The 24,743-nt window shown below is 37.1% G+C and carries 19 protein-coding genes; all 19 read left to right on the top strand.

The window, feature by feature from the left end:
• Nucleotides 1-62: 62 nt before the first annotated feature.
• The 19 genes from T323_RS0117925 (at nt 63) to T323_RS28095 (ending at nt 24,694) form a co-directional block, all read left to right on the top strand.
• The gene (locus T323_RS0117925) at nt 63-809 is read left to right on the top strand and encodes an NAD-dependent epimerase/dehydratase family protein (RefSeq protein WP_026674514.1); all 747 of its coding nucleotides are present in this window, start codon (nt 63-65) and stop codon (nt 807-809) included.
• Nucleotides 810-838: 29 nt separating this feature from the next.
• Nucleotides 839-1,492 (top strand): rhamnogalacturonan acetylesterase, encoded by a 654-nt coding sequence (locus tag T323_RS0117920; RefSeq protein ID WP_026674513.1) that lies wholly within the window; start codon nt 839-841, stop codon nt 1,490-1,492.
• A gap of 12 nt (nt 1,493-1,504) precedes the next feature.
• On the top strand, nt 1,505-2,329 hold the full coding sequence (locus T323_RS0117915; protein ID WP_026674512.1) for a sugar phosphate isomerase/epimerase family protein: 825 nt from the start codon (nt 1,505-1,507) through the stop codon (nt 2,327-2,329).
• A gap of 206 nt (nt 2,330-2,535) precedes the next feature.
• On the top strand, nt 2,536-3,567 hold the full coding sequence (locus T323_RS28105; protein ID WP_051556594.1) for a cache domain-containing protein: 1,032 nt from the start codon (nt 2,536-2,538) through the stop codon (nt 3,565-3,567).
• Nucleotides 3,512-4,837, top strand: a complete 1,326-nt coding sequence (locus T323_RS28100; protein ID WP_051556593.1) for a helix-turn-helix domain-containing protein — start codon at nt 3,512-3,514, stop codon at nt 4,835-4,837. Before T323_RS28105 ends, T323_RS28100 begins: the two co-directional genes overlap by 56 nt.
• A gap of 318 nt (nt 4,838-5,155) precedes the next feature.
• The gene (locus T323_RS0117900) at nt 5,156-6,697 is read left to right on the top strand and encodes an extracellular solute-binding protein (protein WP_084309317.1); all 1,542 of its coding nucleotides are present in this window, start codon (nt 5,156-5,158) and stop codon (nt 6,695-6,697) included.
• A 570-nt stretch (nt 6,698-7,267) separates the two neighbouring features.
• Nucleotides 7,268-8,161: an ABC transporter permease gene (locus tag T323_RS0117890; protein WP_281175748.1), complete on the top strand. Its 894-nt coding sequence runs from the start codon at nt 7,268-7,270 to the stop codon at nt 8,159-8,161.
• Between the two features lie 23 nt (nt 8,162-8,184).
• Entirely contained in the window at nt 8,185-9,060 is an 876-nt protein-coding gene (locus T323_RS0117885; protein ID WP_026674509.1) for a carbohydrate ABC transporter permease, read from the top strand.
• A 56-nt stretch (nt 9,061-9,116) separates the two neighbouring features.
• The gene (locus T323_RS0117880; protein ID WP_035179135.1) at nt 9,117-10,223 is read left to right on the top strand and encodes a prenyltransferase/squalene oxidase repeat-containing protein; all 1,107 of its coding nucleotides are present in this window, start codon (nt 9,117-9,119) and stop codon (nt 10,221-10,223) included.
• A 51-nt stretch (nt 10,224-10,274) separates the two neighbouring features.
• On the top strand, nt 10,275-11,516 hold the full coding sequence (locus T323_RS0117875; protein ID WP_026674507.1) for an MFS transporter: 1,242 nt from the start codon (nt 10,275-10,277) through the stop codon (nt 11,514-11,516).
• Nucleotides 11,491-11,802, top strand: a complete 312-nt coding sequence (locus tag T323_RS0117870; protein ID WP_026674506.1) for a cupin domain-containing protein — start codon at nt 11,491-11,493, stop codon at nt 11,800-11,802. The genes T323_RS0117875 and T323_RS0117870 overlap by 26 nt, the downstream gene beginning before the upstream one ends.
• Before the next feature lie 18 nt (nt 11,803-11,820).
• Nucleotides 11,821-13,311 (top strand): glycoside hydrolase family 28 protein, encoded by a 1,491-nt coding sequence (locus tag T323_RS0117865; protein WP_026674505.1) that lies wholly within the window; start codon nt 11,821-11,823, stop codon nt 13,309-13,311.
• A gap of 28 nt (nt 13,312-13,339) precedes the next feature.
• A complete protein-coding gene (locus tag T323_RS0117860; RefSeq protein ID WP_035179132.1) occupies nt 13,340-14,455 on the top strand; it encodes a glycoside hydrolase family 88/105 protein in 1,116 nt (371 codons plus the stop codon).
• A gap of 16 nt (nt 14,456-14,471) precedes the next feature.
• Complete coding sequence (locus T323_RS0117855) at nt 14,472-14,993, top strand: hypothetical protein (RefSeq protein WP_026674503.1); 522 nt, start codon at nt 14,472-14,474, stop codon at nt 14,991-14,993.
• A 29-nt stretch (nt 14,994-15,022) separates the two neighbouring features.
• Nucleotides 15,023-15,682 carry a YesL family protein gene (locus T323_RS27045; protein WP_051556592.1) on the top strand — a complete coding sequence of 220 codons (660 nt, stop codon included), beginning with the start codon at nt 15,023-15,025 and terminating at the stop codon, nt 15,680-15,682.
• A complete protein-coding gene (locus T323_RS0117845) occupies nt 15,669-16,640 on the top strand; it encodes a bile acid:sodium symporter family protein (RefSeq protein WP_026674502.1) in 972 nt (323 codons plus the stop codon). The genes T323_RS27045 and T323_RS0117845 overlap by 14 nt, the downstream gene beginning before the upstream one ends.
• Before the next feature lie 69 nt (nt 16,641-16,709).
• Nucleotides 16,710-18,203, top strand: coding sequence for a UxaA family hydrolase (locus T323_RS0117840; RefSeq protein WP_026674501.1), 1,494 nt, complete (start codon nt 16,710-16,712; stop codon nt 18,201-18,203).
• Nucleotides 18,204-18,233: 30 nt separating this feature from the next.
• Nucleotides 18,234-19,763: a tagaturonate reductase gene (locus T323_RS0117835; RefSeq protein WP_026674500.1), complete on the top strand. Its 1,530-nt coding sequence runs from the start codon at nt 18,234-18,236 to the stop codon at nt 19,761-19,763.
• Nucleotides 19,764-19,894: 131 nt separating this feature from the next.
• Nucleotides 19,895-24,694, top strand: coding sequence for a right-handed parallel beta-helix repeat-containing protein (locus T323_RS28095; protein ID WP_051556591.1), 4,800 nt, complete (start codon nt 19,895-19,897; stop codon nt 24,692-24,694).
• Nucleotides 24,695-24,743: the final 49 nt, after the last annotated feature.

Here is a 24,743-nt window from a genome sequence, read left to right as displayed (position 1 = left end):
ATACTTTCTGACCTTTGTTGAGATACTAATACTATATGGAGATAGAAAGGACAGATGAAAGTATGAAAACAGTCGTAATGGTCGGTGGCTCAGGGACAATAGGTCAAATTTTAACGAATGGACTGTCAGAAAAATATGATGTCATCATTATGGATAAAAAGAAGCCAATAGGGATGAAAGCTACTTTTATTTCGGTCGATGCTACCGATAGAAAAGACATTGAAGCGAAAATGCCTAAAGCAGATGTCCTAATTAATTTACTAAATACAGAAACGTCCCACTCGATTTCGGACGTCGATACGTTTGAACGAATGACTGACATCTTTTTTAAAGCTTCGTATTATTTGTTCTATACGGCAAAACAAAAAGGAATTCCAAAAGTGATTTTTGCTTCTTCTAATCATGTTACAGATGTGTATGAGCTTGATGGCGTTTCCTTGCTTGGACGTGAAATTACAACGGACGATGTTCCGCGTTCTAAAGGAGTTTATGGCGTCCTCAAGTATGCATCTGAGCAACTAGGTTATTTATTCTCAACGGAAGAAAATTTATCTGTGATGAATATACGCATTGGCTCTGTTCCAAAAGGTGTGACAAAAGAAGAGGTTGAATCGAATGAACGCCTTCAAAAAACATTGCTTTCACAAACGGATGTAGTCGGGTTGTTTACGGCAGCCATAGATTCTGACCAATCGTTTGGAACGTATTATGGTGTTTCAGATAATCCAGGAAAGCCATGGGATATGGCATTAGCGAAAAAGGAACTTGGTTTTGTATCGCATGAAAATACGACTGATATTTTGCAGTAACTTTCATAAAGAGTTAGGGGAGGAGAGCGATGGCAGGTAAACAGCTTTTTATCGCTGGTGATTCAACCGCATCATCCTATTCGCAAGACTGTGCACCAATGACAGGATGGGGGCAAGTTATCGGTGACTACTTATTTGGTGTAACCATAAGAAATTTTGCCTTTTCTGGAAGAAGTTCAAAAAGCTTCATTGAGGAAGGGAGATTACAAAACATGGAGCAACACTTTAAACAAGGTGATTTATTACTTATTCAATTTGGACATAATGATGCAAAACAAGATGAGCGATTTACAACCCCTTTTTCAACATTTAAGCAATACTTAAAGGAGTTTATTTCAAGTGCAAAGACTAAAGGGGTCACTCCGATTTTACTAACCCCGGTTCAAAGAAGAAGCTTCACTGAAGATGGACATTTTGTTGAGACACATGGAGACTATCCTGTTGCAATTCGAGAGCTTGCTCAGTCGGAGAAGGTAGCGATGATTGATGTAACGAAAGAAAGTAGAGTTTTGTTTGAGAACATCGGCCCAAAGGAATTGAAAACATTATTTATGTGGCTTCCCCCACGGAATCATTCTAATTATGAAGACGGTATTCAAGATGATACACATTTTTCAGAAGTAGGAGCAAGGACAATAGCGAAATTAATTGTAAGAAATCTTCAATCTCAAAAGCTACTATAAGAGGAGGAACAGATGACTGTCGGTGTGTTGGCTCATTTATTCGGAAAAAAACCTTATCAACAATTGGCAAAAGAGATTGGTAGTTTTGGCTTTGAACATGTACAATTAGCACTTTGGAAAGCATGTAGTGATTATCAGTTTGAAAAACCAGGTTTTTTGAGCCCGGGTTTAGTTAGAAATATAGTAAAAGAATTTAACAAAAATGATGTAGTGATTTCTATTTTAGCTTGTTATGTCCATTTATTTGAAAGAGATGAAGTGAAAAGAAGAGAAAATATCGTCCGTTTTAAAGAAGCACTCCAGTATGCGCCGAAATTTGGAGCAGCGGTTGTAGCGGTTGAAGTAGGAAAAATGGCAGAGCAAGACCGAACAAAAGAAGATTGGCTGATATTAAAAGCAACTCTTAAAGAACTAGAAAAAGAAGCTGAAAAATGGGGAGTAATAATCGGAATTGAACCAGCTGTGGGACATTTAATTGACGATGCGAAAACGTTAAAAAATGTGTTAGACGAGTTGAACAGTTCAAGTTTTGGCGTGATCATTGATCCAGGAAACCTATTAACATCAGCAAATTTTTCAAGACAAGATGATGTGATAAGGGAAGTATTTGAACTTTTAGGCCCAAAGATTATTGCCGGACATATTAAGGACCGGAAGCTAACCGATGAGGGATTATTAGAAACGGTTACCCCTGGACAAGGTGATATGAATCTTGCACTATATATGAGACTACTAGAGAAATATAAGCCGAATTGTGATGTCATACTTGAACATACGAAACGAGAACAAATGGAAGAGATAAAGCAATATATTGAAGCCATAAGGGAAAATGTATAAGAAAAAATAAGGAAAAAGTCGGTATTCTACATCTTTTTGGTAGGAACAACCGACTCTTTTTGTATTTTTTCTAGACATACCTTTAAAAAGACATGGTATAATTAACAAAATATTATGTAATTTCCAAATTCCTATTTTTTTTTGCAATCAAATGTAAACCCTTTCAACGGTTGGTAGGAAGGTATGAGGTTGAAGGGAGGCTTAAAATGAAAAATCAAAGTTTGCTAACAAAACTAATTGTGTTTGCCAGTATTATTAGTATCATCCCTGTCATTATTGTAGGGGTATTTTCCTATTCCCAATCATCAAAACATATACAAGAAAAGGTTAATCAAGAAAAAGTCGAAGTCATTCGACAAATTCAATCTAACGTAGAGCAAGTCCTTGTTACTGTACATCATACGGTTAGTAATACGATTGATTCTTCGTTAATGGAGGCGGTAATTCGCCGGCCGTTATTGGGAGAAGATTTTTCAATTTATCGCGACTTACGACAAGAATTAAGTAATATTCGTTCCTATTATACGAAAGTCGATGAAGTGATTTTACTCAATTTTCAAGAAGATTGGCTTGTAAATAATGCAGGTTTATCTCGGTTAGATGAGCACCCAGATAAAGAAGTATATCTGTCTTATCTTGATTTAGAACATAATACAATGTGGGTTTTGCTTGATGAAGAGCAGTTTGAATCCCCACTCGTTGTGAGTGATTGTCCACAAACCATTAGCTTAGTCAAAAAACTTCCACCTAAACGAAGTTCAAAATATGGGTTAGCTTTCACAAACATTTCGACTTGTAGCTTAGCTGAGATGATTAATGTCGATGAACTTTCTGATGAAGTGATGATAACAGATGAACAGTTTCGTATCCTTGTGCACCGTGACCCAGAACTTATCGGTCAATCACTTGTTGATACGCATTACATCGATTCATTAGAGGGCTTTACAGGTCAAGCGGGCCAGTTTAATGTTCATTCGAAAAACTATCCTTATGCTGTCACATATCAACAATCAGATTTTAACCAATGGTATTATATTTCGTTTAACTCGATTGATATTCTTACAAGGGAAAGTAAAAAAATCGGTCTCATTACATTTTTAATGATTACTTTTATTGTGTTAACATGCAGTCTTTATATATGGATTATAAGCAGGAAACTTTATTCTCCTGTTAACAAACTTGTTGCTTATTTGGAAGAAAGATGGCCAAACGAGGAAAAAAATAAAAAAAAAGAATGAGTTAGAAATTATCGAAGCACATATTAATGAATTGTTTTCATCGAACTCATCGCTTGAATTGGAGTTACGAGAGCATACACAACAATTAAAGTCATTGTTTTTAACAAGGCTATTCACAGGCCATTATAAAACGAACGAAATTAAAGATAATCTTCAGTATTTTCAATTAGAAGACGTAACAAAGAATTGGAGAGAAATGGTGATTTGTACATTAACTGTGGATAATGATAATAAACAAAAATGGGAGAGCTTTGACCATGAAAAAATGTCTTTTGCGATTAAAAATATTGTAGAAGAAACAGTGGAGAAAACAAAGCGTTTTCCTGTCGTTTGGATCGACCAAATCATGGTTATGGTCCTTGGCTTTGAAAAGCAATCCAACAATGAAGATCTTGTGTATGATGTAACCGAAAAAATCCAAATGAACATTAGTCAGCTGTTAAAAATATCGGTTAGTATTGGAATTAGTCTGCCATTTACGGAATTGAAAGAAGCAAAACGAGGATACAAAGAAGGCATTGAAGCATTAAAGCATCGTATGCAATTAGGGCACGGTGTCATTGTTCATTTTAGTACGGTAAATTCAGGAAAACATACAGTTTTGTTTGATTATCCAAAACGAACAGAGGAAGAATTAGTGGAAGCAATTAAGTTAGCCGATGAGGAAAAAGCGGCTCCGCTCTTGTCAGAATGGATGTCAAAAGCATTTAAAAATACACAATCACCAAAGGAATACCAGGTTGCGATGATGCGGTTGTTAAACAATTTATTGATTATTAAACAAGAAAGTGGGATTAGCTTTCAACAAATTGATGTTCAACATTCTTCTTTATACGAAGAGCTATTGGACTTTCATACGAAAGAACAAATCGAACAATGGTTCAAAGATAGGCTGATTACTCCATTAATTCGAGTGTTTCACGACCGCCGTGAATCACAATTTCAAAATTTATCTGAAAAAATGATTGACCTTATTCAGAAAAATTACGATCAAGATATTACGTTAGAAGAATGCGCAGCACAGCTTCACTATAATGCAAATTACTTAAGTAGTGTATTTAAGCAAGAAACAAATTACACATTTACAGAATATTTATCGATGTATCGCTTTACGATTGCAAAACAATGGTTAATGGAAACGAATATGACGGTAAAGGAGATTGCTGGACGGTTGCAATATAAAAATCCACAAAACTTTATTCGTTCTTTTAAAAAACAGGAACATATGACACCAGGACAATATCGTGAAAAATATAAAAAGACACCTTAGAAATGGAAGACATCAGGAAGTTTGGTTGTCGATAATAAACTGAACTTTCGATGTCTTTTTGTTTCCATCGATAATGGGAATGAACAGGATAATCATTATGTTAGATTGTAGTAAAAGTTTGAAACAAAAGGGTTGTAAGGGCTTACATTATGAGTTGTTGATTATATACTTCACCGATTATATCCTCTATTATTTTCGTTAACAACGTTGTTACTTTCTTGAAAAAACGTAGGGGGCGGTGATTTTTGAAAGGGGTTACAAAGTGGAGGTTTACATGGAAGATAACAGTTGAACACAAAAAAAGATGGGGGTTTGTAAATGTTTAAATCAAAAATTACGTTTAGCATGTTTTGTATGTTTTTTCTTGTTTTAGCCTTACTTTCAGCTTGTAATAACAGTAGTGAAAATACATCGAATAATAATGATAGCGAAACAAATGACGCAACAGAGCAGGCGGATTCAGAAGAACCATTTGAAATTTCTATTATGACGAATCTTCATACACCTGAAACTCCGGATAAAAAGATACAAGAATTGATTGAAGAAAAAACAGGATATAAGCTTGATATTCAATGGGTACCAGACGATAATTACGACGAGCGTTTAAATACTGCTTTTGCAACAGGTTCTTTCCCAGATTCTGTCCGAATCGGGTTTGCTCAAATGAATCAATTTAAAGATGCCATTCGAAATGACCAATTTTGGGAAATTGGGCCGTATCTAGATCAATTCGAAAATTTAAGTAATTTAAATGAAGAGATTATGGAAAATACAACAATTGATGGAAAAATTTATGGGGTTTATCAAGGTAGACCGTTATCTCGTCAAGGGATCATTTACCGAAAAGATTGGGCTGACCACTTAGGTTTAGAAGCACCAACAACAACAGATGAATTTATGGAAATGGTTCGTGCCTTTACAGAAGATGACCCAAATGATTCTGGAAAAGATGACACAATTGGGTTAGCAGACCGCAGTGACTTAATTTATGGTGGGTTTAAAACGATTGCTTCTTGGTTTGGAACACCACATGAGTGGGGTGTGAAAGACGGGGAGTTACTACCTGAATTTATGTTTGATGAGTATATGCAAACATTGGATTTCTACCGAGAAATGCATTCGAATCGATACATTAACCAAGACTTCCCTGTTACAAGTAAGACCGACCAAGTTGCCATGGTAGCAAATGGTACGGCTGGTGTTTATGTAGGATCGATGCAAGATGTAAATACCATTTATAACGATGCAGTGGCGCTTAACCCAGATGTGGAATTTGACGTTCATAATTATGTCGAAGGACCGCATGGTGAATTTGGTGTTTGGGCTATTCCTGGATTTAGTGAAGTAATGATGTTCCCGAAATCATCAGTGCAAACAGAAGAAGAGTTACTAAAAATTCTTGGATTCTATGACAAATTAGCTTCACCTGATGTAATGAACACACTTTACTGGGGGATTGAAGGAGAGCATTATGAAGTCCAAGACGGAAAAGCAGTTTATATCGCAGACCAAGCTATCATTGACCGTGAAATCCGTCCATATTTAACAATGGAAATTGGTGAACCAGAAACAACAGGCCGCTATGAGCTTTATACTGATTATGAAGTTCGCCAAAAAGCAGATGTACTTGTTCTTGAAAATAATGACTATTTAATTTCAGACCCAACAGTCACACTAGATTCTGACACATTTATTCAAGACGGAGACCGATTAAAGCAACTGATTGACGATGCTACTATCCAATATATTTTAGGACAAATTGACAAAGACGGTTTTGAAAAAGCGATTGAAAATTGGAAGTCTCAAGGTGGAAATGCGATTATTGAAGAATTTAACGCTTCTTATCAAGCACAAAACTAATGAGTAACAAAAGCTGGTTGAAGGCCGTCGGGTCTTAACCAGCTTTTTCTTTTTGGAGGGCGAGATGGGTAGCATGCTTGTAGCGGTAACGGACATGTGTTCCGCTAATCAAGTGTTTTCTATGAAATTCAACGTTGTAGCGGACTTCAGATCCGTTATTGGTATAAAAAGAGGAGAAAAAGCGGGCGAAACAGTGAAATAGCGGAACGTATGTCCGAACGTAAGCCAAAACAGGTGAGTTTTGCAAGAATAGTGGAACAGGTGTCCGAATGAAATGTACGGACGGTTCCAATGACAACATCAGTTTGCCACTTCACGATTATCAAACAAAGATGACCAGTATAATCATCATCTTTGTTTGGTGTGAAACCCTAATAAAATCAAGGTTTCCTACGACTTTATGAAGTAATGATTATAGCTGTAATTACAATAACACACTACTATGAAACCTAGAAAGCGTTTACATCTACTAGTCATTTTGAACAGAAAGGAAGTTAGGTTATGGATAATCAAGTTGCGCTTGGAAAGTCAAAGCCTCCTATACCGAAGTCGGCTAAACGAGCTGAGCTCATGAGGCGAATAAAGAAAAATAAGTGGATTTATCTTATGATTGCACCGGGAATTTTGTACTTTTTTGTATACAAATATATTCCCATGTACGGTCTTATTATCGCATTTCAAGATTATAAACCGTATTTAGGTGTAACAGGGAGTGAGTGGGTCGGTTTTAAACATTTTGAAAGACTTTTTACGAGTCCTGATTTTTGGATGATATTCAGAAATACACTTGTTTTATTTGCTTTACAAATTCTTGTGTTTTTCCCGATTCCTATCATTATAGCTTTAATGCTAAATGAAGTCAGAAATCAAATGTTTAAGAAAAGTGTGCAAACATTAATTTATATTCCACATTTCATGTCTTGGGTTGTTATCGTATCTGTCAGCTTTGTGATGTTAACGTTAGATGGTGGAATTATAAATTCGATTATTGAATCGTTAGGATTTGAAAAAATAAATTTCCTAATGAACCCAGATACGTTCCGACCGATGTATATTCTTCAAGTTATTTGGCGTGAAGCAGGTTGGGGAACGATAATCTTCTTAGCAGCAATTGCAGCCGTCGATCCACAACTATATGAAGCGGCAAAAATGGACGGTGCGAATCGCTTACGGCAAATGTGGCATATTACGCTACCGGCGATTCGAAGCGTAATTGTCGTATTATTAATTTTAAAAATTGGTGATGTACTAGAGCTTGGATTTGAACATGTGTACTTATTATTAAATGCTTCAAACCGTGAAGTAGGTGAAATTTTCGACACGTATGTGTATACGGCAGGACTGAAACAAGGTCAATTTAGTTATAGTACCGCAGTTGGATTTTTTAAAGGACTTGTCGGATTGATCTTAGTTATTTTCGCAAACTGGCTTGCGAAAAAAGCAGGTGAAGAAGGTGTCTACTAAAATTCTAGTAAGGAGGAACAAAGATGGTTGGGGATAAATCATTAGGCAGTCGCCTATTCAATATAACAAATATTACGATATTAACGATTATCGCGCTTCTTTGTGTATTGCCGTTTATTCATGTTGTGGCGGCTTCGTTTACAACAAGTGCAGAATTAGCTCAAAAGAAATTCGTATTAATTCCTACTGTATGGAGCTTGGATGCGTACCGGTATATTTTTTCAACCGATACGATTATGCGTGCGATGATGGTATCAATCGGGGTGACGGTCGGGGGAACGTTGTTTAGTATGTTTTTATCGACGTTAACTGCGTATGGGCTTTCTCGTAAAGATTTAGTCGGCCGAAGATTTATTATGTTTTTCATCGTTTTTACATTGTTGTTTAATGGTGGAATGATACCAACCTTTTTAGTAGTTCAGCAAACAGGGTTACTGAATTCTTTGGCTGCGTTAGTAATTCCAGTCGCGATAAATGCATTTAATATGATTATTTTAAAAAGCTTTTTTCAAAATCTTCCGGCAGGGTTAGAAGAATCAGCGAAAATTGATGGCTGTAGTGATTTTGGGATTTTATTTAGGATCGTTATTCCATGTTCTATGCCTGCAATCGCGACAATTTCATTGTTTTATGCAGTGACGTATTGGAACACGTACATGCATGCGATTCTTTATTTAAGTGATTCTTCCAAATGGCCTGTTCAAGTATTATTACGGCAAATTGTTGTATTAGCAAGTGGGTTAAATTATGATAGTTCGGAATTTTCGAGTGTTCCACCGCCGGAAATCACGATTAAAATGGCTGTTATTGTCGTCGCTACCATTCCTGTTCTTATCGTTTATCCATTTTTGCAAAAATACTTTGCCAAAGGAGCTCTTATCGGTTCTGTAAAAGGATAGTCATGAAAGGTTACGATGTGTAACCTTTCAAGTAAATACGTTGGAGATGGTGACAAATGACTTCTATAGTCAATGAACTGAACGATTTATTTATGGAGATGGAAGATGTATTTGATGAAATATTTCAATGGCTCGCTAGCCAATATGACAAAAGATCAGGTGGGTTTTATTACGCGCAAAGTTCAATCAATGATGAATATTTCTCCCCTGATATTGAATCGACAGCACAAGCATTAAATATTTTGCATCGAAATGAATTACTAGACAATATGCCGGACCAAATGAAGAAACAACTAGTTGACTTTTTTCAAAAAAAACAAGATAGCACTGGTTACTTTTATGATGTGAATCCATTGATGAAACAAGATGAAGTCATGGTTCACCGTGCGCTTAGCTATGCGGTAGGAAGCTTGCGACGACTTGGTGCTTCTCCATTGTATCCTTTACCTGTTGCTTCTGAGACTGCTCCACCGTATGTGCAATCGATAGAAGCTTATCGCACCCATTGGGATACGATTAATTTTTCAAATAGCTGGCGGGGCTGTGATCTATTTGCGACTTCTTGTGTGTATATGGAAGAATTACCTCACAATGAACAAAAACGTTTTGTGAATGAAGCGGTTCAGTATTTACAACAACGCCAAAATAAAGAAACGGGCTTATGGGGGGAAGGAAGTTTATATGTTCAGCTATCAGGAACGTTTAAGCTGTATACGTTTTTCAGTAAATATCAAGTTCCATTTCCGCATAAGGAGAAAATCTATCAAAGTATTTTAACTTGTTTGCGAACAGAGCAAGCAGAGGATATGTGTTATATTCGCAACCCGATTGACCTACTTTCCTATATGAATGTTGAGATTCCGGAAAAGGAATTAGTAGAAATACTGACAATCACATTTGAAAATATGAGCAAATTAAAACGATGTGATGGGGGATTTTCACGAGAGCGACAAGGATCACCACCAGCCCCAAATGTGGCCCAAATTAAAGAAGGTGAACATTATCCGTTGATGCCAGAACCTGTATTGCTAGGGAGAGGGAAAGTGGAAGGTGATATGAATGCAACGACACAAGCGACACTCATTCGATTACAATGTCATCGCTTAGCTGGACAAAAAGCAGCGCCAATTAAAGGAAGCGACCAGTTTTATTCTTATTTATAAAAAACGACACGATGCTTAGTTTGTTTATATGGGCAGGGAGAAGTGTGATGAATGCTAAGATTTGCAGTGCCAAAAGAAAAAAAATTATCAAATCAAGCGGTATACACCCTCATTAACCATGCCATCTTTCAATTTGGTAATTCACTATCAATTATATTTATTAATTTATATTTATGGCGACTAACAGAGAGTTTACTAGTAAATGGAGTTTTTAATGTAACGGCAATTCTTTCACAAGTAGTAGCGACACTTGTTATTGGAAAGTTTGCAAAACAAAAAGGTCATTTAGTCATTTATCGCTATGGAATATGGTTAACAGCTCTTTTTTACTTAGGAATTGTTTTAACACAAGAAAATATGGTTCATTATTTTATTTGGTTTGCGTTGTTTCGCGGGGTTTCACAAGCAGCGTATTGGCTTAGTTATTTTACATTAGCCCATGAAGTGTCAAACCATGAAAATCGACATCGCTATTTAGGTTGGAATCAAATTGTGATGGGGTTAGCGAATTTAGTTGGACCTGCAGCGGCTGGTGTTGTCATTAGTATAAATTCAGATTTAACGGGATATAGCATAGTTTTTTCTTTTGCTTTTCTTATGTTTGTCATAGCGACGATCGGTAGTTTTCAAATTAAAGAGCAGGGAACACATCATAAGCAATATTATATGAAATATATACCGTTACTGCTTAAAAGACAGCCAGGATTTGGTCATTCTTTAATTGGTTGGTTTATTATCGGGTTTCCACAAGGGATTTTAATGTATATACCGCCAATTTTATTATTTTCAATTTTCCCGAATGAGAGCTTTGTTGGCTATATGAATATCGTCTTTTTAGTAGTATCTATTATCGCTAGTTATATTTTGTCACGAACTGCAACTGAGAATGGAACAACACTGAATGTAACGATTGCAGCCATTGGAATGCTTGTGTCTTCACTCATTTTATTTTGGGATATTTCTATTATCACAGTCGTATTATTTATGGTCTTTAACTCTTTTTTTAAACCGATTCAAGCGAATACATATGCGGTCTATTATTATACTTGGCTTGATGCTCTCCCATTACAGTCCCATTTTCGCATTGAATCTGTTGTGTTACGAGAAGCGGTTATTAATATGGGAAGAGGTTTAGGTGTCATTCTTTTTATGATTTTTTCAACTGAAATCAATATGCAGACGATTCCATGGGTACTTGCATTTGTGCTAGGAATACAGATGTTCATTCCTCTTATTACGAAAGAAAAGAGAAAAGGAAGTGGTACGTATGATCGGACAATGGGAAGTAGTTGACACAGGTGTAAAACGAAAAATTCACCCACCAGGTAATCAATTGATGATGATGGAAGTTGAGTTTGAAGCAGGTGCAGTCGGTGCTTTGCATTATCATCATCATGAGCAATATACGTATTGCATAGAAGGTGTGTTTGAATTTGAGGTTGATGGAAAAAAAGTCAAGCTACAGCAAGGAGACACATTATATATTCCAGGTGGTGCGTTACATGGAGTAGTTGCGATTGAAAAAGGAAAGTTAATTGATACATTTACACCAGTAAGAGAGGATTTACTAGACTCATAGGAAAGAAGGGGAAACCGAGTGTATTACAACATTTTCGATTTCGGTGGTAAAGGCGATAATAAAACCGATAATACAGAGGCAATTACAACGGCGATTAACGCTTGCACAAAAGCAGGTGGAGGAACTGTTGTTATCCCTGCTGGCCAATATAGAACTGGACCGATTGAACTAAAAAGTAATATCACTCTTCAAGTCGAAGCGGGAGCTATTGTCATCTTTTATCCGGAATTTCAACGGTATTCCCCTGTTCGTACGCGTTGGTCTGGTTATGAGTGTTATGGATTTTCGCCTTTGCTTTATGGAAATGGCTTGAAAAATGTTACTATTACAGGTCGTGGAATATTAGAGGGACAAGGAGAAGCTTGGTGGAATGTGTATCATCAATTAAAAAAAGGGGAGACCTATCATTCTACGATTACAGAAATATTAAAACAATTAAATCATGAAAAGCTAGCGATAAAAACAAATCTAGTTGAATGGGAATCTCAATTTTTGCGACCACCGCTTTTGCAGCTGTTTGAATGTGAGCATGTTTTACTTGAAGGGGTAACGCTACAAAACTCGCCATTTTGGAATACACATTTTGTGTATTGCCATGATGTAACAGTTGATAAAGTAACATTTAAAAATCCAGCCGATGCTCCTAACGGTGATGGCTTAGACCTTGATTCTTGCACATATGTCCGAGTTTCCAATTGTCATTTTGATGTTGGAGACGATTGTCTTTGTTTAAAATCAGGCATAAATGAAGATGGTCGTAACATAGCAAGACCTACAGAACATGTGACGGTACAAAATTGCACGATGAAAGCTGGTCATGGTGGTGTTGTTTTTGGAAGTGAAAATTCAGGCGGGATTCGAAACGTAACGGTATCGAATTGCTTGTTTATAGGAACAGACCGTGGGATTCGCTTGAAAACGAATCGTGCTCGTGGTGGATATATTGAAAATATTCTTATTTCCAATGTATACATGGAACATGTGTTATGTCCATTTACGATTAATTCATTTTATCGATATGGGATTGATGAGCATGACCCGCTCATGTCAAGTCCAGAAGCAGTCGAAATTACTGAAAAGACACCAACAATCAAACATATTCAACTCCACCAAATCACAGCAAAGCAGTGTCGTGCTGCTGCAGGTTTTCTATATGGGTTACCTGAAAAACCAATTGAAGATGTTTCCCTTCGGCATGTCACGATTGAAACGATAGAAGACCCTCTAGAGCAAGGGGGAGAACCAGATATGGTGCAAGAAACGCTAATCATGGCGGGAGCCGGGATGTTTGGGAAATATATTCATAGATTGACTTGTCACGATGTTCATATTCAAACGCGGCAAGGGTCAGCAATTCAATTAATAGAAACAAAACATGTTCAATTAGACAATGTGGAAATGCCGAAAATACATGCTAATACATCTGTGATACAACTGAAAAATTGTGAAGATGTTTATGTTTTAGGTAAGCAAGCACAAAAAGAAGAACATTATCTTGCTTGTGACTAGATAAAAGTATAAAGGGAGGAAAAGAAAAATGGAAAAAGTTGTTGCGATAAATGGGAAAAATGTGTTGGAATGGGCAGAAAAAGCGTGTCAAAGTGTAATGGGACAATATGAACCGATATTATTACCACCCGCCTATCGTTGGCATTACCATCAAGGAGTATTTTTATGTGGGATGTATAGTGTTTGGCAAGAAACAAAAAATGAACAGTATTTTCATTACTTCAAAGAGTATGTCGATAAATTAGTTGATGAACATGGGAACTTTTATTTTGAACGAGACCAACTTGATGCAATTCAACCAGGTTTGCTTTTATTCCCTCTTTATCAGGAAACAAAGGAAGAACGTTATAAAATTGCAGCTTCAAAATTAAGAAATCTATTAAATACGATTAACAAAACAAGTGAAGGTGGCTTTTGGCACAAAGATAAATATCCGTATCAAATGTGGTTAGATGGATTGTATATGGCCGGTCCTTTCACACTTCAATATGGGCAGCAATTCGATGAACCAGAATTAGTTGACCTTGTCTTATATCAAGAATCTTTAATGCGAAAACATACGAAGGATGAAAAAACTGGCTTATATTTTCATGGTTGGGATGAAAGTGGAAAAACAGCTTGGAATGTACCGGATACGAATACGGCACCAGAAATTTGGGGACGGTCTTTAGGATGGTATGGAATGGCACTCGTTGATATGATTGACCTGTTGCCAGAAAACCACCCAAAAAGACAAACATTAGTTGAAGTGTTGCAACAATTCGTTGCGGATATCGTTCGCTATCAAGATGAAAACACAGGGTTATGGTTCCAAATTATCGATAAAGGACACCTAGAAGATAATTGGATTGAGAGCTCTTGTTCTAGTTTATTCGTTTATGCAATCGCTAAAGCGATCAAATTAGGACTAGTTGATAAAACGTATTATGAACAGGTTAAGAAAGCGTATGAAGGTCTTCTTACTCATTGTGTTCAAGAAAACGAACAAGGGCAATTCGTGTTAACGCGCATTTGTATTGGCACATCCATTGGGGTGTATGACTATTATGTCAGCCGTGAAACGAGCGAAAATGATTTACATGGTGTTGGTGCCTTTGTGTTAGCAAGTATGCAAGTAAAGAAAATTGAAGATGGAAATGAATGATGCTTAGGTGTATTTCATGAAGTATAGAAAGTATTTTTTCGTTTTCATTTTACTTAGTATGATAGGGTGTAGCCAATCGAATGATCAATTCACGATTTTAATGTTTGCTGATATTCCTAGTGAAAAACAAGAAGAAGTGAATAAGTATGTCCAACATGTGTTAGAGGTTGAAGAAAGTCAGTATAATTTGACTGTCTTTCCTGTTACTTTTGAAAGATTAGTAGCTGAAATAGCAACACATAATGGGGATTTACTTCTTATTGACGAAGAATTGATGAGTGCAGCCTATGATCCAGACGGATTATATGAGCTATCTGATTTAAGGGATGTTTCACTTGTGGAAACGAATCCATACTTTTTAATCAATGAAGACACGGGAAAGCGTGAAATTTATGCGATCCCGATCAAGCGCGAATCATTGTGGTTTAAAGAAATGGGAATCGACAAAGAACAGTCGTTAGTTGCTCTAGTACCGATTTATTCGAATAAAGAAGCAGTGGCAAAGCAGCTAATACAATCGATTGGAAAGCTACAATGACAATAATGAGTATGAAAGGTGGGATAAACATGGAGATGAGTGGATGGGTTGGTGGTTTTTATCGAGTAAGTGTAATTATTTCTCGCTTAGCTTACATGAATCTACTCTGGATTTTGTTTACGCTCGTAGGGTTTGGTTTATTTGGGATTATGCCTGCTACGGTCGCTTTATTTGCGGTGATGAGAAAATGGGTCATTCAAAAAGAGGAGTTTCCTTTATTTTCAACGTTTTGGCAGTATTATAAAGAAGAGTTTATGAAAGCGAACGGTTTTGGTTTATTTTTTGCTTTTTTCAGTTTAATTCTTTATATAAACTTTACTCTGGCTACAGACCAAGTCTTTTGGATGACTATGGTTCGTTATGTTCTCCTTGTTTTGACGATTGTGTTTTTCATGACATTTCTATTATTCTTCCCAGTGTATGTACATGTAAAAAACAAAGGGACACATTATATAAAAACCGCATTTCTACTTAGTCTCGCATATCCGCAGTATATGATAGTAATGGGGATTGCGATTGTCGCTATCCAATACCTTCTAATGTTTTTACCTGGGTTAATCCCGTTTTTTACTGCTAGTCTTGTATGCTATGTGATGACGAAAATCGCTTCAATTATATTTAAGATAGTTGAAAATAAGCAGACAATTCAAGAGGACGTAAATAAAGAAGTCTCAAATGAATACGCTTAATGTATTTTTGCAAAAACGACTAGCTTTCTTAACGCCATTAAGTGTTTGTATCGGGTTATTATTTGCTAATGAGCTTTATTTGTTTGTTCATACCGTACCATGGGTGTTTGCTTTCATTACGTTTGCAAGTAGTCTTGGTATACAAGTAAGTCGGATGAAACTCATCCTACTGCGACCCACTCCTATATTCGTAGCACTACTCATCATTCAATGTATCATGCCTTGTATCGCTTACAGTATTGGTCATTTAACTTTTTCAACCGATCCTTATACGATAACAGGGCTGATTATTGCCTTTATTATTCCGACTGGTGTTGTGAGTATGATGTGGGTGTCTATTTATGGTGGGAACTCATCCTTATCCATCTTAATCGTCGTCATCAATACATTATTGGCACCGTTGTTAATTCCGTTGTCGTTATTTTTATTTGTCGGTGCAAATGTGGATATTCGAATAACCGAAGTGATGACAAGTTTAATATGGATGATTGTCATTCCTTCTTTACTTGGTATGTTTGTTCAGTATTTATCATATCGTAGGGCGAAGGCCATTCAAATAACTGTAGCACCTATTTCAAAAATAGCTTTATGTATCGTGATTGCAATAAATAGTGCTGTAGCTGCCCCTGTTATAACTTTAGATATTGAATTATTGATGATTGCTTTTGTTGTCCTTTTTGTAGCCTCATTTGGTTATCTTCTTGGAATAGCTGTCGCAAAGTTTTGTAAATATGAAAATGATGTCATGATTAGTTTTATGTTTCATAGTGGAATGAGAAATATTAGTGTTGGTGCAACGATAGCAATCTTATATTTTCCAGCAAAAGTATCTGTCCCTGTTGTCATTGGCACTTTATTTCAACAAACATTAGCTGCGATTTTTGGTCGAATGCTTCCCCTATTTTTACATAAACGAGGACAACAAAACAAAAAAATTGTAAAGCACTCAATGGATTGACAATGAAGATGGTGTCTTATACTATTGAGAATAACAACGTTGTTATTTTTAAAAAAGGGAGTGACAATAATGAATACCTCGTTCGTTCATGTGCACCAAAACGATAATGTTATTGTGACATTAAAAGACTATGAAAAAGGCGACAAGCTCTTTTTTCAAGAGAAAGAGATTATTGTAAAGAAAGATATTCCTATTGGTCATAAAATAGCTACGGACTTTATTAAAGCAGGAACTGATATTATTAAATATGGTTTTCCAATCGGTCATGCAAAACAAGACATTCAAGAGGGGGATTGGGTTCATACCGATAATACCGCAACAAATCTAGCTGGTACACTTGAATACACGTACACACCAACAACAACCTCGCTAACAAAAAAGAAAAGTGACCGAACATTCTATGGATATGTGAGAAAAAATGGCGACATCGGGATCCGTAATGAAATCTGGATTATTAATACTGTTGGTTGTATTAATAAAACAGCGGAGCTACTAGCAAAAACAGCCAATCAACAATTTCAACAAGAAGGATTTGATGGAGTTTATCATTATCCACATTTATTCGGTTGTTCTCAGTTAGGTGACGACCTTCATAATACTCAAAAAATATTAAGCAATTTAGTTCACCATCCTAATGCCGCTGGGATTTTAGTTTTAGGTTTAGGTTGTGAAAATAACCATATTGCCGAATTTAAAAAAGTGATTGGTGAGTATGATGAAAATCGCGTGAAATTTTTAAGTGTTCAAGAAGCAGACGATGAACTTGAAGAAGCTCTTGAACTAGTTAGTGATTTAGTTTTTTACGCCAAATCGTTTAAGCGAGAAGCTGTCCCACTATCGAAATTAAAAGTCGGATTAAAATGTGGTGGTTCGGATGGATTTTCAGGAATTACGGCAAACCCTCTCGTAGGGGCATTTTCAGATAAACTAATTGCCCATGGTGGAACGACGATATTAACCGAAGTTCCAGAAATGTTTGGCGCAGAAACGATTTTAATGAACAGAGCATCAGATGAACAGGTGTTTCATAAGATTGTTGATTTAGTGAATGATTTTAAAGAATACTTCCTTAAACATAATCAAGTCGTTTATGAAAACCCTTCCCCAGGAAATAAAAAAGGTGGCATCACAACGCTAGAAGAGAAGTCATTAGGATGTGTTCAAAAAGGAGGATTTTCCCCTGTGACAGATGTTTTGCCTTATGGTGGGCGTGTGACAAAGACAGGGTTAAATTTAGTGCAAGGACCTGGGAATGATTTAGTGTCAGTCACAGCATTGGCAGCTGCAGGAGCACATATCGTCATTTTTACAACAGGCAGAGGAACACCATTTGGGGGACCTGTTCCTACTGTGAAAATGTCAACGAATACGGCATTAGCAGAAAAGAAAAAAAATTGGATTGACTTTAATGCCGGAGACTTAGTTCATGGAAAAGCGATGGATGAACTAACAGATGAATTATTTGATTACATTATCGATCTTGCTTCAGGTTATAAGCGGACAAATAACGAAAAAAATGGATTTAAAGAGATTTCGATTTTTAAAGATGGCGTTATTCTATAACTCTATTACAAGATGTGAGGTGGGAATGCAATGCAAAAATTAAATCTGGCGTTAGAACGGACAAAAATCGCAGAAGAAGTAGAATTTAGTAAGGATGAAGTACAGCTTCCAGAGAAAGTGATTCAAATTGGGGAAGGCAATTTTATGCGTGGTTTTGTCGATTGGATGATTCATCAGATGAATAAACAAGGATTATTTAACGGGAAGGTTGTAGCGGTTCAACCAACACCTCATGGAAAAGTTGTTCCTAAACTATTGGCCCAAGATTGTTTGTACACCGTTTCATTACGAGGAATTCAAGAGGGGAAAAGAGTTGAAAAAAACGAAATCATCAGGGCTATTTCACGAGCAATTAATCCGTATACAGACTGGAGTGAAATCGTCACTTTAGCTGAGTCTCCACAATTAGAATTTATGTTTTCTAATACAACTGAAGCGGGGATGACGTATCACAAAGAGAACTATAACGAAAAAGAAAGTCCACTGTCATTTCCGGGAAAGGTGACAGCGATATTACATCACCGCTATTTAGCTTTCGAAGATAAAGCCAAAGCGGGCTTAACCATTATCCCTTGTGAGCTCATCGAGAACAATGGGGATCGATTACGAGAGTTAGTGTTACAGTATGCTAGTGATTGGAACTTACCACAAGAATTTATCGACTGGATAAGCGAGCATAACAAGTTTTGTAACACACTAGTGGACCGGATTGTAACGGGTTATCCGAAAGGTGAATTGGCTTACTATAACAAGACGTTGCAATATGAAGACAGCCTTCTTACAACAGGAGAACCTTATCATATGTTTGCGATTGAGGCAGATGAGGATATAGCTGAAAAAATTCCGTTTCATAAAGCGGGGTTAAATGTAAAATGGGGCGATGTGACACCATATCGCGAGTTGAAGGTTCGATTATTAAATGGGCCACATACGATGATGTTTGCCGTTTGTTATTTATCAGGTGTTGATACGGTGTTAGAGGCAATGACAGATGAAACGTTACGAAGCTTTTTTGAACAAGGAATCAATGAAGAAATCTTTCCAATGGTGAACATGGAAAAACAAGAAAAAGAAGCATTTGTTGTTTCTGTCATTGAACGCTTTTTAAACCCATATAATAAACATTTTTTAACCGACATTGGCATGAATGCTGTGTATAAATATAAGTCGAGATTACTTCCTACATTACAAGAGTATGTAAGCCAAAATCAAAAGCTACCAGATGCGATTGTATTTTCTTTGGCAGCTTTATTTACTTACTATCGTCCACTTCGAGTTGAGGGAGATTTTTTAATCGGTAAACGAGGACAACAAGAATATACGATTCGTGATAATCCAGATGTACTGTTACAGTTTTCAAATGCGTGGAATAAAGTGGAGTGTAATGAGTCTACGATTGAAATGATGGTGACGGAAATATTAGCAAATCAGGAGTTATGGGGAATGGATTTAAATTTGATTCCAGACTTAACGCAAACCGTCACAACTGATGTCAATCATATTGTAAACAATGGCATGCGAGCAACTGTGAAGGAAAAAATAAAACAGGTTACGCGATAGTCATTTTACAACGTTGTTCATTTCTTTCATAAAAAAGGAAGAGGTGAATCTTCCTTTTTATGAATTTTATTTAAAAGATTACTAGAAAGGCGTGAGCGCGTTTGTTGGTTCAAAATGAAAGGAGGAAAAACATGGAGAAAAGGAAAAGTTGGGTTGCTTTTATATTAGCTATCGTATTAGCTATATCACCTTTGCATGTGGCAGTGCTAGCAGAAGAGCAAAGTGAGAAATCCCAAGAACAAATGATTCAAATTCAGAGTGATTGGAATGGGGCTGTGTTTGGTGATAATGGTGGACAAGCCAACATTACGTATGAAAACTTTGAAATTACTGAACATGAACTTGGAACTGTAACACTACGAAGTACAAACAACCGGGGTAAGATTGCAAGCTCTAGTGAAGGAATTGCATACTATTACAAAGAAGTGGAGAGCTCTGATAATTTTGAAATCACGGCGAAAGCTCGTGTTGAGGAATGGACGGCCAATAATCAAGTTTCCTTTGGAATAATGGTTAGAGGAAATGTGTTGGATAATGAAAATGATAGCACGTTTACAGGTGATTACGTTGCGGTCGGAGCTCTCGATCAACAAATGAAAGGATTTTATAAATATAAAGAAAGTTCGATTCAAAAAAACGGCTTTGAGTTTCAAGCATCCCCACCACTTGCAGGAGAAGAATATCAGTTAAGCATCCAAAAACTTGGGGAACTGTATATCTTGAAAGTAGATGATGAAATTCAAACGATCGAACATTATAACGGAGACATTCATTTTGCTGGTTTATATACGTCTAGAAATACGACAGTAACATTTACAGATGTGCAATTAAACATAGTGAACGATGAAATAGACATTGGTGAATGGGAGTTTCGTGCGTTTGGAGGAAATACGAGTGAAGAACGTAATCCTGGTCCGGTTACACATGAGGATGGTGCAGTTACACTAACCGCTTCAGGTGGAAAAATTGCCTCTGGAGATGAAGGACTGTCTTTTATGTTTAAAGAAATACCAGCAGATGCTAATTTTCTTTTAACAACAAAAGCTGAAGTACGTGCATTTAATCAGAATGCTAACATCAGTACACCAAATCAAAAGTCATTTGGATTAATGCTCCGAGATGAAATCGGACAACATCTTGACTCAACAACAGTAACGAGTCATTATGTCGCTGTCGGAGCTCTAGATACAGTGATGAAAGGATTTTACAAACAAGCTGGAAATCAAACAAAACGAGATGCCTTTCAAGGAGTTTCAGTGCCGACAAATGGAGAGGAATATGAATTATCAATTCGAAAATCAGGAAATACGTATGTTGTATCAACAAACGGACAACAGGAAGTCATCATCGCTGAAGATTTATTTCACCATTCTCTCTATGCCGGTGTTTATGTTGCTCGAGATGCCGAAGTGACCTTTCGAGACTTTGATATTGTCATTGACAGAAGAGAAGTTAATGAATTACAAATTGATACAAGTCAAATGAAAACAGAGTACCTTGTCGGTGAACAATTGGATATGTCAAATGTAGTAGTGAAAGCTATATTTTCAGATGGGACAGAGCAAGTCTTACAAGACAGCGACTATATTGTCACAGGATTCGACAATTCGACGCCGGGAACAAATACGATTACACTACATTACCAAGGCGCAACAGCAACCATTGACCTCAAGATCATTGCTTTAACTTTAACCGAATTATCAATCTCCTTTTATCCAGCAAAAACAAACTATTATATTGGTGATTCGTTTAGAACTGAAGGGTTAACGATTATCGGAAAATATGAAAACGGTTACAAGGAGGAATTATCAAATGCTGATTATGTCCTTACTATCGATGGAGAAGGAGTCGAGCAGTATACTTTCTCGGAACCAGGAAGAAAAACGGTTACTGTGACGGCAAAGGAAGCCTCTCATATTCAGACTACCTTTTCTATCGTTGTAATAGACGCAGAATTAACGAGTGTAACGATAAAACAACTCCCGCAAAAAACAGTGTATTTCTTAGAGGAAGACATTGATTTAGCCGGATTACGAATGTATGCGACGTATAGTAATGGGAATGAAGTTCGCCTATTGCCGGATGAGTATGAAGTCGCACCGCTTGATACAAGTTTTATTGGAGAAAAAGATGTGGAAATAAGCCACAAAGGGATCACGACTAGTTTTTCAGTTATTGTCAAGGAAAAAGAGCTCATCGGTCTTGAGATAACAGAGTACCCAACTACGACCTATACGATAGGGGAGAGCTTTAATTCAACCGGTTTAGAAGTTTCTAAAGTATATGATAACGGGGAAACAGAAGTTTATCCAAAAGAGCAATATAGGGTTGATTCCTCCCGTTTTGATTCAAGTAAAAAAGGAACCTACGACATTGTCATAGTTCCAACTGATCCTGCGATTCAAGCGATTTCATTATTTGTGACAGTAAGAGAGGTTGTTGATTATGAATGGAATTCCATCGTGTTTGGACAATCGACCTCAAGTCAACGTAATTATATTGAAACACTTGATGACGGCACAGTACGACTTGTTGCATTAGAAGGCGGTGGGAAAATTACGGGAGACCATGATGGAGTTTCTTATTTTTACACAGAAATTGATGCAACAGAAGATAATTTTACGTTATCGGCTGATCTTAAAGTCGTTGAATATGCAAAAGAACCACATGACGGACAAGAATCTTTCGGATTAATGGCAAGAGACGCGATTAATTCGGTCCAAGATGCGAGTGTATTTGCTTCCAATATAGCAGCCGTTGGTGGATACAGTGGGGGGACAAGAAATCCAAATGGAACACAAGGATTTATCCGAACTGGTGTCCTTGCTCCTGATGGCGAAGGAAGTGAAGGAATACAAAGTTACATGTTAAAGCAGGGGAAACCAAACCTTTCCTCGACGCACCCAGAGCAGCCGTATCGTCTAACATTAACAAAAACAAATAGTGGATATACAATGGCACTCAATGATGGGGAAGAAGTTATTTTTTATGAACCAGACATTTTACATGTGCAAGATGAGAAAGTATATGTCGGTTTTTATACCGCACGCCTTGCGACAATTGAAGTGAGCAATATTGACTTTCGAGTAACAGCTGTAAAGACAGACAAACCGAAAGTTGATCCACCACAACAGCCGATAAATCCGTCAATTGACATTTTATCACTTGATAAAACAGCAGAAACAGAGTATGACTTATTGCTACGCTCTAATGTTGATGGTGTTGTTACTGTGAAACGAGGTCAAGAGGAAATTGTTCAAGAGCAAGAAATCGTGTCTGGCGAAAAACTGCAAATTCCGACTACGATAAATGAAAATGACAGAACGAATTTAACGATTGTCTTTTTACCGGATGATACACAATTTTTAACAGTCTATCACCAAATTGTAAAAAACTTTTCAGTTGAGCACAGATTGTATCGTAATGGTGAAGATATTTATGTTTCACCAGATGGAGAAAGCACGGGAGAAGGAACAAAGGGGAACCCGCTTGACCTCGATACGGCGATTGATTTTTTACAAAAAGGACAGGCCATTATCGTTCAAGAAGGCCATTATGTTCGTCAAGCACCTCTTGAAATAAAAAAATACAACGATGGTTCAGAGAACGCATTGAAATATTTGCTGGCTGACCCTGATGCAGAAGAGCGACCGTTAGTTGATTTTGATCGTAAGTCTGAAGGAGTTGTCCATAGCGGCGATTATTGGCACGTTATTGGAATAGATTTTGCGAAATCCGCTGGTAATACAAAAGGATATACAATCGGTGGAAGCCACAATATCGTTGAAAATGTTCGCGTTTTTGAACATGGGGATACAGGGTTACAAATTAGTCGCACCGATCCGTCTACACCTCGAGAAGAGTGGCCAGCTTTCAATACAGTGTTAAATAGTGTATCTTTTGATAATCGTGATCCATCTGAAAATAATGCCGATGGGTTTGCTGCAAAACTGACAGTTGGTGAAGGAAATGTGTTTAGTGGCTCGATTGCTCATAATAATATTGATGATGGCTGGGATTTGTATACAAAAGTTGGAACAGGAGCGATTGGTGCAGTAACGATTGAAAATAGCATCGCGTTTCATAATGGTACATTAACAAATGGTTATGAAGGAAATGCAGGAAAAAATGGATTTAAACTAGGGGGAGAAGGGGTTCACGTTGGACATGTCATCAAAAATAGCATCGCATTTGAAAATGGATATTTCGGCTTCACGAGTAATAGTAACCCAGGAGTAATTGCCGAAAATAATATCGGAGTAAATAATAAAGGTGCTAACCTTAGCTTTACAACCTATGCCCAAATTCCAACAGACTTTACGATCGATGGCTTTGTCTCTTATCAAACGAAGGAGGGGAAAAAGGAAAGAGATCGTTTTCCAACACCCCTTAAGTCAAATCGAAATTATATGTTTGATGGAGACAAATCCGTCAACGAAGCGGGAGATATACTCCCAGACGATATTTTCGATAGCGTCCAAGCTCTTTTTGAATATGATAGTCAAGGTAGAATTGTTTCAGTGAAAAGGGATGAGGACGGAAATATTCTTTGGGATGATGTGTGGGATAAATTTTCTGCTTTAATGAATGCTTCTGAAGAAGAGTTGCCACCGGGAGGAGAAGAAGAAGAGTTGCCACCGGGAGGAGAAGAAGAATTGCCACCGGGAGGAGAAGAAGAAGAATTGCCACCGGGAGGAGAAGAAGAAGAGTTGCCACCGGGAGGAGAAGAAGAGAAGTTGCCACCGGGAGGAGAAGAAGAGAAGTTGCCGCCAGAAGGAGAAGAAGAGGAGCTATCTCAAGTGCCAACTCTAGATGGTAAAAACAAGCTTCCGATAACATATACGACTATGTATAATTGGCTTTTCTTAGGTATTTTATTGCTGGTATTCGGTGTTTGGATTGCTAGAAAGAAGCAAAAGCAAACGTTCTAGTATATGCCAGAATGAAAGTGTCCTTCATCGATGTGATGAAGGACAAAAC

The organism is Alkalihalobacillus bogoriensis ATCC BAA-922 (genome assembly GCF_000621445.1).
In the GTDB taxonomy this organism is placed as follows: Bacteria; Bacillota; Bacilli; order Bacillales; family Bacillaceae_F; genus Bacillus_AO; species Bacillus_AO bogoriense.
The sequence above is the reverse complement of the archived record's forward strand: the minus strand, read 5'-3'. Positions and strand labels throughout refer to the sequence as shown.

Excerpts from the sequence above, each read along its gene's own strand:
- T323_RS0117925 (WP_026674514.1), top strand. The coding sequence starts at position 63 with ATGAAAACAGTCGTAATGGTCGGTGGCTCAGGGACAATAGGTCAAATT.
- T323_RS0117920 (WP_026674513.1), top strand. The coding sequence starts at position 839 with ATGGCAGGTAAACAGCTTTTTATCGCTGGTGATTCAACCGCATCATCC.
- T323_RS0117915 (WP_026674512.1), top strand. The coding sequence starts at position 1,505 with ATGACTGTCGGTGTGTTGGCTCATTTATTCGGAAAAAAACCTTATCAA.
- T323_RS28105 (WP_051556594.1), top strand. The coding sequence starts at position 2,536 with ATGAAAAATCAAAGTTTGCTAACAAAACTAATTGTGTTTGCCAGTATT.
- T323_RS0117900 (WP_084309317.1), top strand. The coding sequence starts at position 5,156 with ATGTTTAAATCAAAAATTACGTTTAGCATGTTTTGTATGTTTTTTCTT.
- T323_RS0117890 (WP_281175748.1), top strand. The coding sequence starts at position 7,268 with ATGAGGCGAATAAAGAAAAATAAGTGGATTTATCTTATGATTGCACCG.
- T323_RS0117885 (WP_026674509.1), top strand. The coding sequence starts at position 8,185 with ATGGTTGGGGATAAATCATTAGGCAGTCGCCTATTCAATATAACAAAT.
- T323_RS0117880 (WP_035179135.1), top strand. The coding sequence starts at position 9,117 with ATGACTTCTATAGTCAATGAACTGAACGATTTATTTATGGAGATGGAA.
- T323_RS0117875 (WP_026674507.1), top strand. The coding sequence starts at position 10,275 with ATGCTAAGATTTGCAGTGCCAAAAGAAAAAAAATTATCAAATCAAGCG.
- T323_RS0117870 (WP_026674506.1), top strand. The coding sequence starts at position 11,491 with ATGATCGGACAATGGGAAGTAGTTGACACAGGTGTAAAACGAAAAATT.
- T323_RS0117860 (WP_035179132.1), top strand. The coding sequence starts at position 13,340 with ATGGAAAAAGTTGTTGCGATAAATGGGAAAAATGTGTTGGAATGGGCA.
- T323_RS0117855 (WP_026674503.1), top strand. The coding sequence starts at position 14,472 with ATGAAGTATAGAAAGTATTTTTTCGTTTTCATTTTACTTAGTATGATA.
- T323_RS27045 (WP_051556592.1), top strand. The coding sequence starts at position 15,023 with ATGGAGATGAGTGGATGGGTTGGTGGTTTTTATCGAGTAAGTGTAATT.
- T323_RS0117845 (WP_026674502.1), top strand. The coding sequence starts at position 15,669 with ATGAATACGCTTAATGTATTTTTGCAAAAACGACTAGCTTTCTTAACG.
- T323_RS0117840 (WP_026674501.1), top strand. The coding sequence starts at position 16,710 with ATGAATACCTCGTTCGTTCATGTGCACCAAAACGATAATGTTATTGTG.
- T323_RS0117835 (WP_026674500.1), top strand. The coding sequence starts at position 18,234 with ATGCAAAAATTAAATCTGGCGTTAGAACGGACAAAAATCGCAGAAGAA.
- T323_RS28095 (WP_051556591.1), top strand. The coding sequence starts at position 19,895 with ATGGAGAAAAGGAAAAGTTGGGTTGCTTTTATATTAGCTATCGTATTA.